At 66.8% G+C, this 15,683-nt stretch carries 18 protein-coding genes and 1 pseudogene; 9 read left to right on the plus strand and 10 right to left on the minus strand.

What is annotated here, in order from left to right; all coding sequences use genetic code 11:
* Positions 1–37 precede the first annotated feature (37 nt).
* The gene (locus B2R83_RS20270; RefSeq protein ID WP_292044411.1) at positions 38–412 is read left to right on the plus strand and encodes a hypothetical protein; all 375 of its coding nucleotides are present in this window, start codon (positions 38–40) and stop codon (positions 410–412) included.
* An 11-nt stretch (positions 413–423) separates the two neighbouring features.
* Here B2R83_RS20270 and B2R83_RS20275 read toward each other — a convergent pair whose 3' ends face one another.
* Complete coding sequence (locus tag B2R83_RS20275; RefSeq protein WP_292044412.1) at positions 424–828, minus strand: hypothetical protein; 405 nt, start codon at positions 826–828, stop codon at positions 424–426.
* A 142-nt stretch (positions 829–970) separates the two neighbouring features.
* Between B2R83_RS20275 and B2R83_RS20280 the strand changes: the two genes are divergently transcribed.
* From B2R83_RS20280 to rnk, 5 genes are all read left to right on the plus strand, one after another.
* A complete protein-coding gene (locus B2R83_RS20280) occupies positions 971–1,312 on the plus strand; it encodes a TfoX/Sxy family protein (RefSeq protein WP_292044415.1) in 342 nt (113 codons plus the stop codon).
* 224 nt (positions 1,313–1,536) lie between these two features.
* Positions 1,537–2,190, plus strand: coding sequence for an aldehyde dehydrogenase iron-sulfur subunit PaoA (paoA, locus tag B2R83_RS20285; RefSeq protein ID WP_292044417.1), 654 nt, complete (start codon positions 1,537–1,539; stop codon positions 2,188–2,190).
* A complete protein-coding gene (locus tag B2R83_RS20290) occupies positions 2,187–3,137 on the plus strand; it encodes an FAD binding domain-containing protein (RefSeq protein WP_292044418.1) in 951 nt (316 codons plus the stop codon). Before paoA ends, B2R83_RS20290 begins: the two co-directional genes overlap by 4 nt.
* 15 nt (positions 3,138–3,152) lie before the next feature.
* Positions 3,153–5,411: an aldehyde oxidoreductase molybdenum-binding subunit PaoC gene (gene paoC / locus B2R83_RS20295; protein WP_292044421.1), complete on the plus strand. Its 2,259-nt coding sequence runs from the start codon at positions 3,153–3,155 to the stop codon at positions 5,409–5,411.
* A gap of 361 nt (positions 5,412–5,772) precedes the next feature.
* Entirely contained in the window at positions 5,773–6,180 is a 408-nt protein-coding gene (gene rnk / locus B2R83_RS20300) for a nucleoside diphosphate kinase regulator (RefSeq protein WP_036205760.1), read from the plus strand.
* Here rnk and B2R83_RS20305 read toward each other — a convergent pair.
* The 4 genes from B2R83_RS20305 to B2R83_RS20320 form a co-directional block, all read right to left on the minus strand.
* The gene (locus B2R83_RS20305; RefSeq protein ID WP_292044425.1) at positions 6,125–6,907 is read right to left on the minus strand and encodes a phosphatase PAP2 family protein; all 783 of its coding nucleotides are present in this window, start codon (positions 6,905–6,907) and stop codon (positions 6,125–6,127) included. The genes rnk and B2R83_RS20305 overlap by 56 nt on opposite strands.
* Positions 6,888–8,537, minus strand: coding sequence for a phosphoethanolamine transferase (locus B2R83_RS20310; protein ID WP_292044427.1), 1,650 nt, complete (start codon positions 8,535–8,537; stop codon positions 6,888–6,890). The genes B2R83_RS20305 and B2R83_RS20310 overlap by 20 nt, the downstream gene beginning before the upstream one ends.
* Positions 8,538–8,638: 101 nt before the next feature.
* The gene (locus tag B2R83_RS20315) at positions 8,639–9,859 is read right to left on the minus strand and encodes a sensor histidine kinase (protein WP_292044429.1); all 1,221 of its coding nucleotides are present in this window, start codon (positions 9,857–9,859) and stop codon (positions 8,639–8,641) included.
* Positions 9,846–10,559 carry a response regulator transcription factor gene (locus B2R83_RS20320; protein WP_292044430.1) on the minus strand — a complete coding sequence of 238 codons (714 nt, stop codon included), beginning with the start codon at positions 10,557–10,559 and terminating at the stop codon, positions 9,846–9,848. The genes B2R83_RS20315 and B2R83_RS20320 overlap by 14 nt, the downstream gene beginning before the upstream one ends.
* 156 nt (positions 10,560–10,715) lie before the next feature.
* Between B2R83_RS20320 and B2R83_RS20325 the strand changes: the two genes are divergently transcribed.
* Together B2R83_RS20325 and gluQRS are read left to right on the plus strand one after the other, a co-directional pair.
* Positions 10,716–11,216: a nuclear transport factor 2 family protein gene (locus B2R83_RS20325; protein WP_027867179.1), complete on the plus strand. Its 501-nt coding sequence runs from the start codon at positions 10,716–10,718 to the stop codon at positions 11,214–11,216.
* 42 nt (positions 11,217–11,258) lie between these two features.
* Entirely contained in the window at positions 11,259–12,170 is a 912-nt protein-coding gene (gluQRS, locus tag B2R83_RS20330) for a tRNA glutamyl-Q(34) synthetase GluQRS (RefSeq protein ID WP_292044433.1), read from the plus strand.
* On the opposite strand, the gene B2R83_RS20335 is transcribed toward gluQRS, so the two are convergent.
* The 4 genes from B2R83_RS20335 to B2R83_RS20350 all read right to left on the minus strand — a co-directional run bounded on the left by B2R83_RS20335 (position 12,142) and on the right by B2R83_RS20350 (position 14,021).
* Complete coding sequence (locus B2R83_RS20335) at positions 12,142–12,753, minus strand: CHRD domain-containing protein (protein WP_292044435.1); 612 nt, start codon at positions 12,751–12,753, stop codon at positions 12,142–12,144. The two genes, gluQRS and B2R83_RS20335, sit on opposite strands and share 29 nt — an antisense overlap.
* Before the next feature lie 152 nt (positions 12,754–12,905).
* Complete coding sequence (locus tag B2R83_RS20340; protein WP_292044437.1) at positions 12,906–13,370, minus strand: DUF421 domain-containing protein; 465 nt, start codon at positions 13,368–13,370, stop codon at positions 12,906–12,908.
* Positions 13,371–13,455: 85 nt separating this feature from the next.
* Positions 13,456–13,632 carry an oxidoreductase-like domain-containing protein gene (locus B2R83_RS20345; RefSeq protein ID WP_292044440.1) on the minus strand — a complete coding sequence of 59 codons (177 nt, stop codon included), beginning with the start codon at positions 13,630–13,632 and terminating at the stop codon, positions 13,456–13,458.
* The gene (locus tag B2R83_RS20350) at positions 13,629–14,021 is read right to left on the minus strand and encodes a BlaI/MecI/CopY family transcriptional regulator (RefSeq protein ID WP_292044442.1); all 393 of its coding nucleotides are present in this window, start codon (positions 14,019–14,021) and stop codon (positions 13,629–13,631) included. The genes B2R83_RS20345 and B2R83_RS20350 overlap by 4 nt, the downstream gene beginning before the upstream one ends.
* A 184-nt stretch (positions 14,022–14,205) precedes the next feature.
* Here B2R83_RS20350 and B2R83_RS20355 point away from each other — a divergent pair, with 184 nt between their 5' ends.
* A complete protein-coding gene (locus tag B2R83_RS20355; protein WP_292044444.1) occupies positions 14,206–15,405 on the plus strand; it encodes an RNA-guided endonuclease InsQ/TnpB family protein in 1,200 nt (399 codons plus the stop codon).
* Between the two features lie 59 nt (positions 15,406–15,464).
* Here the strand turns inward: B2R83_RS20355 and B2R83_RS20360 are convergent.
* Positions 15,465–15,683, minus strand: a pseudogene (locus tag B2R83_RS20360) (hypothetical protein); the annotation flags it as partial.

Below are 15,683 nucleotides of genomic sequence, written 5' to 3' on the forward strand. Positions count from 1 at the left end.
CATCCCGAGCCGCCACATGCTTTTCTGGAGCAGGAACATGAAGAAGATCTTTGCAGTAGCAGCATGCGTGGCCGGCCTCGTCCTGTCCGGCCAGGCCCTCGCACACGGCGCCAAGCCGAAGCACGGCGGCATCGTGCAGACCGCGGGCGACCTGTCCTTCGAGCTGGTCGCCAGGGATGGCGCTACCACCATCTACGTCGACGACCATGGCAAGGACAAGCCGACCGCGGGCGCGAGCGGCACCATGACCGTCTTGACGGGCACGCAGAAGACCGAGCTGCCGCTGGCATCGGGCGGCGACAACACGCTGGTGGTGAAGGGCCAGGCCCTACTCGAAAAGGGCAGCAAGGCCGTGGCGTCCGTGAGCTTCGCGGACAAGAAGACCGTCAGCGTGCGCTTCTCGGTCAAGTAAGTTCGCCAGGCTCAGCGGGTCCAGTTGCACTTGCCGCGCAGGATGGCGGCGCCCCAGAAGGGCAGGGCAGCCAGGCCACCGAAGCCGAAGTTCCAGTTCTTGGTGCTGAAGCCGGACGGCTGGTGTCTGGTCGCGTTCGGGCCCAGGCAGTGCGGCTTCTCCGCTTCGGAGAACTTGCGTGCGAATGCCTGGTAGGCCCCGCCGCTCAATACCGTACCGCCGGCCCGCATGGAGTCGGGCGGCATCTCATCCAGGACGGCGCGCACCGCTGCCTTGATCGCCTCGTCGCTCGGACGTGCGCTCGGCGGCGGTGCCGGCTGCGTTCCGGACGCGCCGAGGGGATCGGCGTGCGCGGGCCCGGGCACCGGCAGCGCATCCGCATGGGCGAGCAGTAGAGGGCAGGCAGCAAGAGGCACGAGGAGGCGCAGGAGCCAGGCGTTCATCGGTCGTTTCGCGGAGTGGATGAGCCGCCGACTTTACCCGAACGCCTTGTCAGATTCTTAAGCATGCATGAACGCCTGGATTATTATGTGAGACGGATAATCAAGAGGAGCGCACATGGGCACTGAACGCAGTTTCGTCGACTACGTTACCGAGGTCGCGGGGCTGGGCAGCCGGCTGACGCACAAGAAGATGTTCGGCGAATACGCCCTGTACCTGGACGGCAAGGTGGTCGCCTTCGCCTGCGACAACAGCCTGTTCATCAAGCCGTCGCAGGCGGTGACGGTGCTGGCGCCGGACCTGCCGCAGGGGGCGCCGTACCCGGGCGCCAAGGACTATCCGATCGCCGACGAACTGCTCGACGATCCCGAGGCGCTGCGCCGCCTGATCGAGGAGACCGCGGCCCTGATGCCGCTGCCTAAGGCGAAGAAAGCAGCAGCCGCGCGGCGCGCTTCCTGAGGTCTTATTACCGGACGTACTGATAAGTGCCCCGGATTCATGAATTCCATTCATAAGCCCTTGCATTTTTCAGATGCAGTGCGGCCCTCCCACGCCCCTACAATGCCAGGGCTGCACACCTGAACGAACTGCACGCCTCAAAAATTAAAAAAGCGCTATGTTCTTGCATGCGCATTTTCATCAAATTGCCCGTCCAGCCAGCCCTCCTCAAGAAAGGAAGTACGATGCCCGACTTCGATCCCAACCGGCGCCAGCTGCTCAAGGCGTCGACCGCCGCCGTCGGCGGCGTCGCGGTAGCCTCCCAGCTCGCGGCGCCCGCCCAGGCCGCACCCGCCGCCGCCCAGCCGCCTGCCTCCACCACGCCCACGACCGTGAGCGTGCGGCTGAAGGTCAACGGCATCGAGCACCAGTTGATGGTCGATCCGCGCACCACGCTGCTGGACGCCCTGCGCGACCGCCTGCACCTCACCGGCAGCAAGAAGGGCTGCGACCAGGGCCAGTGCGGCGCCTGCACGGTGCTGGTGGACGGCCGCCGCACGACCTCCTGCCTGACCCTGGCCGTGATGCAGGAAGGCCACGAGATCACCACCATCGAAGGCCTCGGCACCCCGACCAACCTGCATCCGCTGCAGCGCGCCTTCATCAAGCACGATGGCTACCAGTGCGGCTTCTGCACCCCGGGCCAGATCTGCTCCGCCGTCGGCATGCTGGAAGAGATCCGGGCCGGCGCGCCGAGCCACGTCACGGCCGACCTGAACGCAAGCCCGCAGCCGAGCGAGATGGAGTTCCGCGAGCGCATGAGCGGCAATATCTGCCGCTGTGGCGCCTATTCGAACATCCAGGAAGCGATTGCCGAAGTGGCGGGGGCCAAGCGATGAAAGCCTTTACCTACGAACGGGCCAAGACCCCGCAGGAAGCCGCGGCCGCCGCGGCGCGCATCCCGAATGCGCGCTTCGTTGCCGGCGGCACCAACCTGCTGGACCTGATGAAGCTCCAGATCGAGACGCCGGCCCACCTCATCGACGTCAACGACCTGGCGCTCGACCGCATCGAGCCGGCGCCGAATGGCGGCCTGCGCATCGGTGCGCTGGTGCGCAATTCGGACCTGGCGGCCGACCTGCGGGTGCGCCGCGACTACGGCGTGCTCACCCGCGCGCTGGTGGCGGGGGCTTCGGGCCAGCTGCGCAACCAGGCCACCACCGCCGGCAACCTGCTGCAGCGCACCCGCTGCCCCTATTTCTACGACACCAACGTCCCCTGCAACAAGCGCAAACCCGGTAGCGGCTGCAGCGCCATCGGCGGCTTCACCCGCCTGCATGCGATCGTCGGCCAGAGCGATGCCTGCATCGCGACCCACCCGAGCGACATGGCGGTGGCCATGCGCGTGCTGGACGCCCAGGTCGAGACCATCGACCCGAGCGGCGCCACGCGCGTGATCCCGATCGCCGACTTCCACCGCCTGCCGGGCAACACCCCTCACGTCGACCACAACCTGAAGCCCGGTGAACTGATCACGGCGGTAACGCTGCCGCCGCCGGTCGGCGGGGTGCAGAGCTATCGCAAGGTGCGCGACCGCGCGTCCTATGCCTTCGCGATCGTCTCGGTGGCCACCATCCTGCAGCGCGACGGCAGCGGCCGGGTGGCGCTGGGCGGCGTCGCCCACAAGCCCTGGCGCGTGGAAGCGGCCGAAGCCGCGTTCCCGCAAGGAGCGCAGGCGGTGGCGGGCGGCGTGCTTGCCGGGGCGCGCACGACCCAGGACAACGCATTCAAGGTGCCGCTGGTCGAACGCACCCTGGCCGCCGCGATCGCGGATGCCAAAGCCTAAGCAAAAGGGACAGCCATGAAATTCAACGAACCAGCCACCAGCAACCCGATCGACCAGCTCAAGGTGGTGGGCCAGCCGATCGACCGCATCGACGGCCCGCTCAAGACCACCGGCACCGCGCCCTACGCGCTCGACCGCCACGACGTGGTGCCCAACCAGGCGCACGGCTACGTGATCGGCTCGGCCATTCCCACCGGACGGATCGTCTCGATGGACCTGTCGGCGGCCAAGACCGCGCCGGGCGTGATCGCCATCGTCACCGCCCAGAACGCCGGCAAGCTCACCAAGGGCAACTTCAACACCGCCATGCTGCTGGGCGGACCGCGCGTCGAGCACTACCACCAGGCCGTGGCGCTGGTGGTGGCCGAGACCTTCGAGCAGGCGCGCGACGCCGCTTCGCTGGTGCGCATCAAGTACGAGCGCGACAAGGGCGACTTCGACCTGCGGGCGGTGCAGAACAAGGCCATCGCGCCGAAGTCGGAAGCCGCCGAGACCAGGATCGGCAACTTCACGGGCGCTTTTGCCTCCAGCCCGGTGAAGCTCGACGCCGAGTACCACACCGCGCACGAATCGCACATGATGATGGAGCCGCACGCCAGCGTGGCCGCCTGGGACGGCGACCAGCTCACCGTGTGGACCTCGAACCAGATGATCGCCTGGGCCAAGGGCGACCTGGCCAAGACCCTCGGCATCCCGAAGGACAAGGTGCGCGTGCTGTCGCCCTACATCGGCGGCGGCTTCGGCTCCAAATTGTTCCTGCGCGCCGACGTGGTGCTGGCGGCGCTGGGCGCCAAGGCCGCGCGCCGGCCGGTGCGCGTGCCCTTGCAGCGCGCGCTCATCCCGAACAACACCACGCACCGCTCGGCGACCGTGCAGCGCATCCGCATCGGCGCGACCCGCGAAGGGAAGATCACCGCCATCGGCCACGAAAGCTGGTCCGGCAACCTCAAGGACGGCTCGCCGGAGAACGCGGCCACGCAAACCCGCTCGCTGTACGCGGGCGAGCACCGCATGACCTCCAACCGGGTGGCCGCGATGGACCTGCCGGAAGCGAACGCGATGCGCGCGCCGGGCGAGGCGCCGGGCATGGCGGCGCTCGAGATCGCGATGGACGAGATGGCGGAAAAGCTGGGCATGGACCCGGTGCAGTTCCGCATCCTGAACGACACCCAGGTGGTGCCGGACAATCCGGAAAAGCCCGCGTCTGCGGACCCGCAGTCGAAGAAGCCGGAGAAGGAAAAGCACATTGCGAATCCGCCGTTCTCCAAGCGCCAGTTCGTCCAGTGCCTGCAGCTGGGTGCCGAGCGCGTCGGCTGGGAGCGCAGGGCGACGAAACCCGGCACGCTGCGCGAAGGCCGCTGGCTGGTGGGCATGGGCGTGGCCGGCGCCTTCCGCGACAGCCTGCTGACCAAGTCGGCGGCGCGGGTGCGCCTGGACCGGCGCGGCATGCTGACGGTGGAAACCGACATGACCGACATCGGCACCGGCAGCTACACCATCATCGCGCAGACGGCCAGCGAGATGATGGGCGTGCCGCTGGAACGGGTGCGGGTGCGCCTGGGCGACTCCAGCCTGCCGGCATCCTGCGGCTCGGGCGGGCAGTGGGGCGGGCACAATTCGACGGCGGGCGTGTACGCCGCCTGCCTCAAGCTGCGCGAGGCGGTGGCGCGCCAGGCCGGCTTCGAGCCGGAGCGCGCCATCTTCGCCGACGGCCTGGTGCGCATGGGCGAGCGCAGCCTGCCGCTGTCCGAGGCGGTGGCCGGGCGCGAGCTGGTCGGCGAGGACTTGATCGAGTATGGCGACATCGACAAGCGCTACCAGCTGTCCACCTTCGGCGCGCACTTCGTCGAGGTGGGTGTCGACGCGGTGACCTGCGAAGTGCGCATCCGCCGCATGCTGGCGGTGTGCGCGGCCGGGCGCATCCTCAACCCGAAGACGGCGCGCAGCCAGGTGATCGGCGCGATGACGATGGGCGCGGGGGCGGCGCTGATGGAGGAACTGGCCGTGGACAAGCGGCTCGGCTACTTCGTCAACCACGACCTGGCGGGCTACGAGGTGCCGGTGCAAGCCGACATCCCGCACCAGGAGGTGATCTTCCTGGACGAGGTCGACTCGATGTCGACGCCCATGAAGGCCAAGGGCATCGCCGAGCTGGGTATCTGCGGCGTGGCGGCGGCCGTGGCCAATGCCGTGTATAACGCCACCGGGGTGCGGGTGCGCGAGTATCCGATCACGCTCGACAAGCTGATCACCAAGATGCCCTTGTCGATATGATCTGGCACGGTGGGTTTCATGCATGGCGTTGACGAATCCCCCACAAGGGCTATACTGGCCCCTGTACAATTCTTATTGCCCATGAACCCACCACGCTTTACATCGCCGCGCAATAGCGCCTGCCAGCAGGGCAGGGGCTTTGCCGCGTCCGTCGAGCGTGACTGCGCCGCCGTCTCCCGAGCGGTGCAGCAGTCGTCCCGCAACCTCGCCTGGCTCGTCCGGGCTCGGTGAGGACCCCTGCACGCGCTTCTCCGTCCTCCCGAGCCGCCCCGATCCGCCCAGCCCGCCATTTTTCGTGGCCGGCACCTCACATCACATCGATATTCGCCCGCCATGCCGCGGGCAAGCACAGGAGTACACAATGAAACCGACCATCCTCGTCTCATGGCTGGACATGGACCGCCTCGACCGCATGCTGGACGCCGTTCCGGCCGCCCAACTCGCCGCGCGCGACGCGCTGCTCGATGAACTGGGCCGGGCCGCGCTCGCCGAGCCCTGGGAAATGCCGCCCGACGTCGTCACCATGAACTCGCGCGTGCGTTTTTCCTTCGACGGCGCCGAGGAAGAAGTGACCATGACGCTGACCTATCCGAAAGACATGGCCGGCAATCCCGATCAGCTGTCGATCCTGACCCCGGTCGGCACCGCCCTGCTGGGCCTGAAGGTCGGCGATTCCATCAGCTGGGAGCGTCCCGACGGCGCCATGTTCGAGCTCAGCGTGCGCGGCATCGAGTACCAGCCGGAGCGCGACGGACAGTACCACCGCTAGGCTGCAGCAGCATCACCAGGGCCAGCACGATGGCGCAGGCGATCCAGGCCGACCACAGGGTGTGGGTGAGGAAGTGGGCGCCACGCATCTGCTGCATCCAGCCCAGCACCAAGCCCGGCGCCAGCGCCAGGCAGGCGGCGCGCCATGCCCCGCGGCGCGGCCCCGGCAGCCACCACACCACCAGCGATACCAGCCACAGCGCGCTCGACGCGTGGCCGGCCGGCATGCAATGGCCGGGCAGGATCCCTACCGGCAGCGCCTCGAACAGGCGGACATAGGGCTCGTTGCCGCCGTAGCGCGCCAGGTCCCAGGGACAGTGCGCGCTGCTGGCCTGCTTGAGCAGGCTGGTCGCGAGCGGCACCAGCACGGCGGAGCAGGCGATCACGCGCAGCCGCAGCCGCGCCAGGGGCCGGTCCAGCGGCGCCTGCGGCCTGAACGCATCGATGATCGCCAGCGCCACGAAGCATGCCGCCAGCAGCGCCAGTCCCGCCTTGAGTATCTCGTGGCCGAAGGTCGCGGTGAGCCATGCGTCGCGCCATGGGAAGCTGGCGGTGGCGCGGCTGTACAGCCAGTCCGCCAGGATCAGGTCGACGTCGGTCCATTGCCCCAGTGCGGCGAGCAGCGGCGCCATTAGCACCAGCGCGGCGGCAAGCCGCCGGCAGCTGCGCATTTCCAGCAAGACTCCCGCGTGCTGCTCCGCCGCTCCCTCAATTGCGGATGCAGGCATGGAACAGGTCGAGTTTCGGATTCAGGACGGCGGTTTCGACATTCAGCATGCCGAGCACCGAGTGGAACACGTTGTCGTGCGAGAGCGGCTGGTCGCGGCGCGCCTGCAGGCAGGCGCGGTCGATCCGGAAGCGCTGGCTGAAGCCTTCCGACATCCACAGCATCATCGGCACATGGGTCTGTTCCTTCGGCGCGAACAGCCAGGGAGCGCCGTGCAGGTACATATTGCCTTCGCCGAGCGACTCGCCATGGTCGGAAAAATACAGCATCGCCGTGTCGACGTCGGCCTCGAGCGCGGCCTGGCGCAGCAGGTCGATGGTCTGGGCCAGGAAGCTGTCGGTGTAGAGGATGGTGTTGTCGTAGGCGGCGACGATGGAATCGCGGGTGCAGCTTTCGAACTCGCTGGTCTGGCACACCGGCCCGAAGCGGCCGAAGCCGGCCGGATAACGCCTGGCATACTCCGGCCCGTGGCTGCCCTTCTGGTGCAGGACGATGACCAGGTCCTTGCCGCTCTGGCGGATCAGTTCCGGCAAGCCCGCGAGCAGGCCTTCGTCGTAGCATTCGCCGCCGGCGCAGTAGGGCTTGCCGGGCGCCGGCGTTGCCACGTCGACGAATTCGACGCGCTCGCACACGCCCTTGCAGCCGGAATTGTTGTCGCGCCAGAGCACGCGGAAACCCGCATGCGACAGCACGTCGAGCAGGCCCTCCTGGTGCCTGGCGACGCTGTCGTCATAGCGCTCGCGCGGCAGCGCCGAGAACACGCAGGGCACCGACACCGCGGTCGCGGTGCCGCAGGACTCGACCCGTGCAAAGTTGATCAGGCCCTCTTCGCGCGCCAGCCGCGGATTGGTCTGGCGTGCATAGCCGTTGAGCGAGAAACTGGCTGCGCGGGCGGTCTCGCCGACCACGATCACGGTGACCGTGCGGCGCGCCTGGCCGGCCCAGCGGCTGCCCTTGGCCGCGTCGCGGCCGATCGGCTGCAGCGGCATCTGCTTGCTCCAGCGGTTGCGCAGGTAGCCGCCCGCCGCCTGCACCACGTTGGTGGGCGTGAGCAGGTAGCGCAGCTCGCGGTGCTCGCGCACCACCGGCGCCAGGGTCTTGAACAGCAGGACCAGCAGCAGCGCGGCCGCGGCGAGCGCCGCCGCGCCGAGACCGAGGCGGCGGCCGATGCCGCGCAGGCCGCGTGGAAAGGCCAGCTGCGCCCGCGCCACCAGCAGCGCCGGCAGTCCGCCGGTCAGCAGGACGAAGGCCGCCAGGCGCCAGCTCATCAGCTCGCCGGCTTCGCGCGGGTCGGTCTCGAACAGGCTCTGGATGATGGACTTGTCGATCACGACCCCGTACTCGTTGATGAACCAGGCCGAGGCCGACGCAGTGAGGATGCAGGCGACCAGCGCCGGCTTGGCGACGTAGCGGAAGCTGAACGGGGTCAGGAGGGCGTAGAACAGCAGCACCACGATCGCGAAGCTGCCGGCCAGCAGCGGCAGCCGCGCCAGCGAGAAGCCGCCGACGGCGTGGATGAAATTCGACCAGAAATTGATGTTGGCGGCGCTGGCAAGAAGCAGGGCGACGCCGAAGACGAGCAGGTTGGCGCTGATGCGCCGGGGAGGTGTGTTGTGCACTTCGTATTGCATTCGAACCGCGCGGCCGGGATGGCCACGTCATGCTTGCAGGATACGAGGCGCGGCGTGAATCGCCGCTCAAGCGGGCGTTAAGGCTGCGTGAACCTCCGGGCTCAGGCGGTAGGGAAGCTGATCGTGAAGCGGCTGCCGCCCTCCTGGCGTGCTTCGTAGGCGAAGCCGGCGCCGAGAAAATCGCAGATGCGCCGGGCCAGCGCCAGCCCCAGCCCGGTGCCGCCCGATCCGCTCGAGGGCGCGCCGCCGCTGCCGAGGGTGGCCACCACGGCGGGCGGCAGACCGGGACCGGTGTCCTCGACCACCACCCGGCCCGGCAGCAGGCGCACCAGCACCTCGCCCCGGTCGGTGTACTGGCAGGCGTTGCGCACCAGGTTGCCGATGGCGGCCGCGACCAGTTCGCGCGGGGCGCGCACGGCAAGTAGCGGGCCGTCGAGGAAGCGCAGCGCAACCGGCTTGCCGGCCACCAGCACGCGGTACTTCTCGACTTCGTCCTCGGCCACGGCGTGCACGTCGACCGGCGCCAGCGTGCCGAGCTCGGGCGCGCGCGCCAGCAGCAGGAGCACGGTGACCGATTCGGCCGCCTCGCGCGCGGCGCGGTAGATGCGCTCGGCCGGGGCGCGCACGGCGGGCGCGGCTTCCTGCATCAGGATCTCGGCTGCGCCCATGATCACAGTGAGCGGACTGCGCAGTTCGTGGCTGACGTCGCCGGTGAAGTAGCGTTCGCGGTCGAGGAAGGCGCGCAGTTCGGCGGTGTGGGCCTCCAGCGCGCGCGCCAGCACGCCCAGTTCGTCCTTGCGTGCGGTGAGTTCCGGAGGCGCCCCGCCGCGCCGCACCGACTGCGCCAGCGCGTGGATCGGTGCGACCACGCGGGCGCCGAAAAAGCCGCCGAGGAGCGAAGCCAGCAGCACGAAGACGACGAGTACCGCGGCGAACATCGAGTACACCACCAGCTCGATCTTGTCATAGTCGCTTTCATGGTCGGCCAGCACCCAGCTGCCGCGCGCGTCCTGTCCGGCCAGCACATGCAGGCGAGTGGCGCCGACGTCGATGATGTGCACGCCGTCGGACAGTCCGCGCAAGGGGGGCGGAATTTCCTCGTTACGGTGAAAGCGCAGCCCGGCAGGCATGTCGACGTCCAGGCCGGCCGCCTGGCGCGGGGCGGCCCAGGCCACGGCCGCTTCCAGGCGCTTGTCGACCAGTTGCACTTCGATGCCCTCCACCGCGATCGCGGCGATGACCGCGAAGAAGCATGAGGCGCCGAGGCCGAACAGGACGAAGGCGACGACGATGCGCCGTTTCAGGGAATCAGCGGGGCGCATCGCGCTGCGCAGCGGCCTGGGAATCGCCCTGCACCAGCTTGTAGCCGACGCCGGCCACCGTCTGCAGCATCGGCGTGGCGAAGGGCTTGTCGATCGCCTGGCGCAGCGCATGGATGTGGGTGCGCAGGGCGTCGCTGTCGGGCCGGTCCTCGCCCCACACGGCCTGCTCCAGGGTCTCGCGGGTGACGATGCGCGGCGCGCCGGCGAGCAGGCAGCGCAGCAGCGTGTAGCCGGTGCGGGTCAGTTGCACCGGCACGCCGGCGCGCGCGGCTTCCTGCGTGTCGGGATCGAAGCTCAGCTCGCCGAAGCGCATGGTCGCGTGCACCGCATGGGCGGCGCACGAGCGGCGCACCAGGGCTTTCAGGCGCACTTCGAGCTCCACCAGCGAGAAAGGCTTGACCAGGTAGTCGTCGGCGCCGCTGTCGAAGCCGGCCACCTTGTCGGGCAGGCTGTCGCGCGCGGTCAGCATCAGCACCGGCGTGGCCTTGCCGAGCTCCGTGCGCAGCTTCTGGCACAGCTCCAGCCCGTTCAGGCCGGGCAGCATGACGTCGAGGACGATCACGTCGTAATCGTTCTCGGAGGCGAGCGCCAGCCCGCCGTAGCCGTTGCGGGCGGAATCGAGCTGGTGGCCCTTCGGCTCCAGGAAACCGTACAGGTTGGCGAGGATGTCGGGGTGGTCTTCGACGATGAGGATGCGCATGCGCTTATTCTAGTGGAGTAGAGCGGGCTCAGCGTAGCGTTGCGGGCGTTAAGATCGCGTTAAAGAGGAGCTTCCGGCAGTGACGCTGCCTGGAAACGTTGGCAAATGCGCATCTTTGGATTATCGTTGGCGCGTTCACTGCCAACGAAAGAGACCATGAAACGATTCCTCGCCGCCGCCTTCCTGTTCCTGGGCCTGATCGGCATCGCCCGTGCCGAGACCGACGCCCAGCTCACCAAGCAGGTCAATGCCTTCGTCGACGCATGGCATGACGACGCCGCTAATGCGCGCATGGCCTATTTCGACAAGATCGCCCCGGACGGCGTCTACATCGGCACCGACCGCACCGAGCTGTGGAAGCGCGACGCCTTCAAGACCTGGGCCAAGCAGTATTTCGAGCGCAAGTCGGCCTGGAGTTTCAAGGCCACGCGCCGCAATGTGTATGCCTCGGGCGACAAGTCGCTGATCTGGTTCGACGAGCTGCTCGACACCCCGAACATGGGCCCGTGCATGGCCAGTGGCGTGATCCGCAAGACGGCCAAGGGCTTCGAGATCGTGCATTACCAGCTGTCGATGGCGGTGCCGAACGAGGTGGCGGGACAGGTGACGGCGCTGATCGCCGAGCACGAGAAAGAGGGAAAGCAGGCCGCCAAGTAAGGGGAGGCCGCACGGCCATCCCCGTGCGGTTATCATCTGCGGATGTCGCTACTGAATCCACCCTACATCGGCCGTTTCGCCCCATCGCCCACCGGCCCGCTGCACGCCGGTTCGCTGGTCGCGGCCCTGGCCAGCTACCTCGACGCCCGTGCCCACCACGGCACCTGGCTGGTGCGCATCGAGGACATCGACGAGGGCCGCTGCGTGCCGGGCGCGGCCGAGGGCATCCTGGCCTTGCTGGAGCTGCTGGGCATGCACGCCGACGGCGAAGTCGTCTGGCAGAGCCGCCGCAAGCACCTGTACCAGGCCGCCGCCGAGCGCATCGTCCTGCACACCTACCCCTGCGGCTGCAACCGGCGCGAGATCGCCGATTCGCGCCTCGGCTTCGCGCCGGACGGCGCCGCGATCTATCCCGGCACCTGCCGCTATGGGCTGGCGGAGGGACGCAGCATGCGCAGCCTGCGCCTGCGCGTGCCGGAACCGGGCTACGACGTCGTCAGCTTCACGGACCGTTTCGCCGGCGAGGTCACGCAGCGGCTCAGCGGGGAATCGGGCGACTTCGTCCTGAAGCGCGCCGACGGTTTCTGGGCCTACCAGCTGGCGGTGGTGGTGGACGATGCCGAGCAGGGCGTGACCGACGTCGTGCGCGGCGCCGACCTGCTCGACTCCACGCCGCGCCAGATCTTCCTGCAGCGCGTGCTCGGGGTGCCGACCCCGCGCTACCTGCACGTGCCCGTGGTGCGCAACGAGAACGGCGAAAAGCTGTCGAAGCAGACCGGCGCGCTGGCCGTGGCGCCGGGCGACGAAGCCGCGGCGGTGGAGGCACTCCTGGCAGCCGCGCGTTTCCTCGGCTTGCCTTTGATGCGGCCGGCATCGCTGCACGCCTTCTGGCAGGCGGCGATACCGGCCTGGAGCCAGTTGCTGGCTACGCGCGAGGGTGCGGCGCTTGGCTGACCGAACTCGTCCGGCGGCGCGCCATCAGCGCCAGCCCGGCCAGGCCGATCCCCAGCATTCCCCAGGTCGCCGGTTCCGGAATCGGCGCCGCCACCACGAAGCCGCGGATTTCGCCGTTCGGATAGCGGGTCGTGTGGATGTTGAGGTAGGCCTGGTTGGCGTTCATCGCATCGAGCAGCGCCGAGCCGGCCCCGGACGCGGTGCCGCCGAAGGACTCGAGGAAGGCTGGGTCAAACACCGCCGGGTCTCCCAGATCGAGGGTGGCGCTGTATGAGCCGGCCGTCACCATCAAGGGGAAATCGGCCAGCGGAATCGCCACCGGGGCGACACCGGTGAAGGCTTCCGTCGTGCAGCAGTGGATGTGGGCGGCGGTCGTGCCCGCCAGCAGGTCCTGGAACGGCACTTCGGCTCGCAAAGTCGTCCCGTCGATTTCAATGGTCGCGACGCTCGAACCAGGCGACCCGTTGGGCGGCGACTCGGCCGGGCCGCTGGACACGGCACGGTAGATGTCGGCAGCCTGGGCCGCCGGTGCGAGCGCCAGCGTTGACGCGGCGAGCGCAAGCGCGCTCAGTACTTTTTTCATGGCAGTCCTCCTGATTAGGAAAGAATCCAAACAGCACACCCGGCTGGGTGTACTGCTGAAAAAAGTAGCGCATCAATTCCGCACCGTCCACACCGTACGGGGGATAAAAGTACCTCCGGCAGAAGCGCAAAAGAAAGGGCAGCGGTCCTGGTTCAGTGGGGATTGCGCAGGATGGTGATTTCGCCGTCGGCTTCCAGGAAGGCGCATTTCATTTCCGGCCGCGGGCAGTCGTGCTCGCGCAGGGCTTCCTCGATGTCGGATTCGGACAGGCGGCAATTGCGCACCACCTTGTCGAAGAACACCCCGTCGCGTCCGATCAGGACGGCGCTACCGTCGACCAATTTTTCAAAGCGCGGGCTGCGCGAGCTGAACAGGGCGACCAGGGAGTTGATCGCGACCAGCGTAGCTGCCGCGATCAGGCCGCCGACCAGCGATTGGTCGCCCGCATTCAACGAGTTGGACACGGCTTCGGACAGCAGCATGATGACCAGCAGGTCGAAGGGGGTGAACTGGCCGACCGTGCGGCGCCCGGACAGGCGCACCATGATTAGCAGAAAGATGTACACGGCAAGCCCGCGTATGATGAATTCCCACCAAGGAAGATCCATGTCGAACATACCGTCTCCATGCACAACACCGATGGGTTCATTGTAATCAAAATGCTAAGTCCTTGATTTTCAAGCGTGCGCTGCCGTGCGCGGTTCAGGAGGCCGGCGGCGAGGGCGATTGCCTGGCAGCTTCCCATGCGGCAAGTTCCCGCTCGTAGCGTGCCAATGCTTCCTCGTAGAGGTCGAAGACACAGGGCACGCAGCCGCTGCGGCAGCAGTCCTCGAGTTCGGGCTGCACCGGCGGGACCGGACGCGGCGACGGCGTGCTCATTCCTTGCGCCTGGTCTCGCCGTTCAGGATCTGCTGGATTTCCTCGCGTTCCTTCTTGCTGACGTGGCCGCGCAGCGCGGCCAGCACCAGCTCCTTGCCCGAGCCGGAGAAGGCCTTGTGGATCAGGTCCTTGATCAGGCCGGCCTGGTGCCGGTCCTGCGGCTGGGCCGGCGCGTACACGTGGGCGCGCGCGCTCTCGTCGCGGGTGAGGAGGCCCTTGGCGTGCATCATCTGCAGCAGCCGCAGCACGTTGGCATAGGCCATGTCGGGCCGCGTTGCGAGCGCAGCCTCGTGCACCTGGCGGGCAGTGGCGGGGCCGAGCTGCCACAGCAGGCGCAGCATTTCCAGTTCGGACGGGGTCGGCTTGGCGGGAACGTCGGGAGTGCTCATAGCTTAAACAAAAATAAAACTTGCTCAACTCTACACGGTCTGACTCAACATGAAGGAACTTTCCCCTCGTTGGTACTATCAAGGTTTCTGGTTACTCGACTAGTTTACTACCGTAGCGTTATTCCAAACGCAGACTCGCGCTAATCAAGGCCGAGCGGTGGCAGAAACGCTAGGGAGACGCATCGTGTTTGCAGCGCACCTCATCCGGCTCGTACCAAATAATGTGCAGGCTTCGTACTTGGCACGTGCGGCCGGGACTGCGCGATTTGCGTACAACTGGGCGCTGGCCGAATGGACAAAACAGTACGAAGCATGCAAGCTTGACCCGTCACTACCTAAGCCTTCCGAGGCGGCCTTGCGGCGCAAGCTCAATGCAATCAAGCGCAACACCTTTCCTTGGATGCTCGAGGTGACGAAAAATGCACCTCAGATAGCCATTATGCAGCTAGGACGTGCATTCGAAAATTTCTTCGCTAAGCGTGCCGAGTACCCGGTATTTCGGAAGAAAGGTCAAGACGATCGGTTTAGTCTAAGTAATGACCAGTTCAGTGTTGAGCAGCGACGTATTCGCATCCCGAAGCTGGGATGGGTGCGGATGCGCGAAGCCTTGCGTTTTACAGGCCGGATAATGTCGGCCTCGATCTCACGCGTTGCAGACCAGTGGTACGTCAGCATTACCGTCGAGGCCGAGAGTCCACCGTTGCCACCTTCCGAAAGCCAAGATGCGGTGGGAGTGGACCTGGGCATCAAGACACTGGCGACATTGTCGACAGGCGAGAAGTTCCTTGGCCCTAAAGCGATGAATACATTGCTTAAGCGCTTGCGCCGCCTGTCACGCGCTTTGGCTCGCAAGGTAATAGGTTCGCGCAACAGGACCAAGGCAAGGCTGAAACTGGCCAGACTGTACGCCAAGATCGCGAATGTTCGTCGTAACAGCTTGCATCAACTCAGCACAAGTATCACACGCCGTTTCTACACGATCGGCATCGAAGACCTGTACGTCAAGGGCATGTTAGCCAATGGGCGTTTGGCGCGCGCCATCGCCGATATGGGTTTTCGTGAGTTGCGCCGTCAGCTTGAGTACAAGGCGGCTTGGCGTGGTGGTCATTTGGTGCTGGCGGATCGTTGGTTTCCGAGCGGCAAATTGTGCTCCTGTTGCGGATATAGGCTGGAAACGCTTGACTTGTTCACTCGGAAGTGGAGCTGTTCGATTTGTGGGACATCACATGATCGAGACGTGAACGCGGCTATTAATCTGAAGAACATGGCGGTGAGTTTCACCGCTACTGCCTGCCGAGGGGAAGGCGCTGGCCTCGCACGTAAGCGCGAGGCGAAACCGGCCCCAGCGAAGCAGGAATTCAGTAGCAGAATTAGCCACGGTTAGTTCTGCATCAATCTGGAAGAACGGTAAATGATCTAGACCCGCTGTCCGCCATTCGATTGCTATCGATCGTGGAGCCGATATTCCCGCAGGTCGAATATGTTCTTGCCATTTTCCCTGATGCACACGCCGGTCATGGTCTCGCCTGGCCGCAGCACGTGCTTGATGCGGGTGCCCACGGCCTTGCCGGCGCAGGCGGCGTGGGCGGCTTCCGGCACCTCGGGCAGGGGCGGCGGCAGCGGCGGCGCCGGCGGGGCCGGGATCGCGGGCATCGCGGGCAT

The sequence above is a fragment of the Massilia sp. UBA6681 genome (genome assembly GCF_002454935.1).
GTDB classification, from domain to species: Bacteria; Pseudomonadota; Gammaproteobacteria; order Burkholderiales; family Burkholderiaceae_D; genus Telluria; species Telluria varians.

Bases quoted from the DNA above. Each gene is read 5' to 3' on its own strand.
- B2R83_RS20320 (WP_292044430.1), bottom strand. From the start codon at position 10,559: ATGCGCATCCTCATCGTCGAAGACCACCCCGACATCCTCGCCAACCTG.
- paoC (WP_292044421.1), top strand. From the start codon at position 3,153: ATGAAATTCAACGAACCAGCCACCAGCAACCCGATCGACCAGCTCAAG.
- B2R83_RS20345 (WP_292044440.1), bottom strand. From the start codon at position 13,632: ATGAGCACGCCGTCGCCGCGTCCGGTCCCGCCGGTGCAGCCCGAACTC.
- B2R83_RS20350 (WP_292044442.1), bottom strand. From the start codon at position 14,021: ATGAGCACTCCCGACGTTCCCGCCAAGCCGACCCCGTCCGAACTGGAA.
- gluQRS (WP_292044433.1), top strand. From the start codon at position 11,259: ATGTCGCTACTGAATCCACCCTACATCGGCCGTTTCGCCCCATCGCCC.
- B2R83_RS20290 (WP_292044418.1), top strand. From the start codon at position 2,187: ATGAAAGCCTTTACCTACGAACGGGCCAAGACCCCGCAGGAAGCCGCG.
- B2R83_RS20305 (WP_292044425.1), bottom strand. From the start codon at position 6,907: ATGCCTGCATCCGCAATTGAGGGAGCGGCGGAGCAGCACGCGGGAGTC.
- B2R83_RS20340 (WP_292044437.1), bottom strand. From the start codon at position 13,370: ATGTTCGACATGGATCTTCCTTGGTGGGAATTCATCATACGCGGGCTT.
- B2R83_RS20270 (WP_292044411.1), top strand. From the start codon at position 38: ATGAAGAAGATCTTTGCAGTAGCAGCATGCGTGGCCGGCCTCGTCCTG.
- paoA (WP_292044417.1), top strand. From the start codon at position 1,537: ATGCCCGACTTCGATCCCAACCGGCGCCAGCTGCTCAAGGCGTCGACC.
- B2R83_RS20335 (WP_292044435.1), bottom strand. From the start codon at position 12,753: ATGAAAAAAGTACTGAGCGCGCTTGCGCTCGCCGCGTCAACGCTGGCG.
- B2R83_RS20280 (WP_292044415.1), top strand. From the start codon at position 971: ATGGGCACTGAACGCAGTTTCGTCGACTACGTTACCGAGGTCGCGGGG.
- rnk (WP_036205760.1), top strand. From the start codon at position 5,773: ATGAAACCGACCATCCTCGTCTCATGGCTGGACATGGACCGCCTCGAC.
- B2R83_RS20325 (WP_027867179.1), top strand. From the start codon at position 10,716: ATGAAACGATTCCTCGCCGCCGCCTTCCTGTTCCTGGGCCTGATCGGC.
- B2R83_RS20315 (WP_292044429.1), bottom strand. From the start codon at position 9,859: ATGCGCCCCGCTGATTCCCTGAAACGGCGCATCGTCGTCGCCTTCGTC.
- B2R83_RS20310 (WP_292044427.1), bottom strand. From the start codon at position 8,537: ATGCAATACGAAGTGCACAACACACCTCCCCGGCGCATCAGCGCCAAC.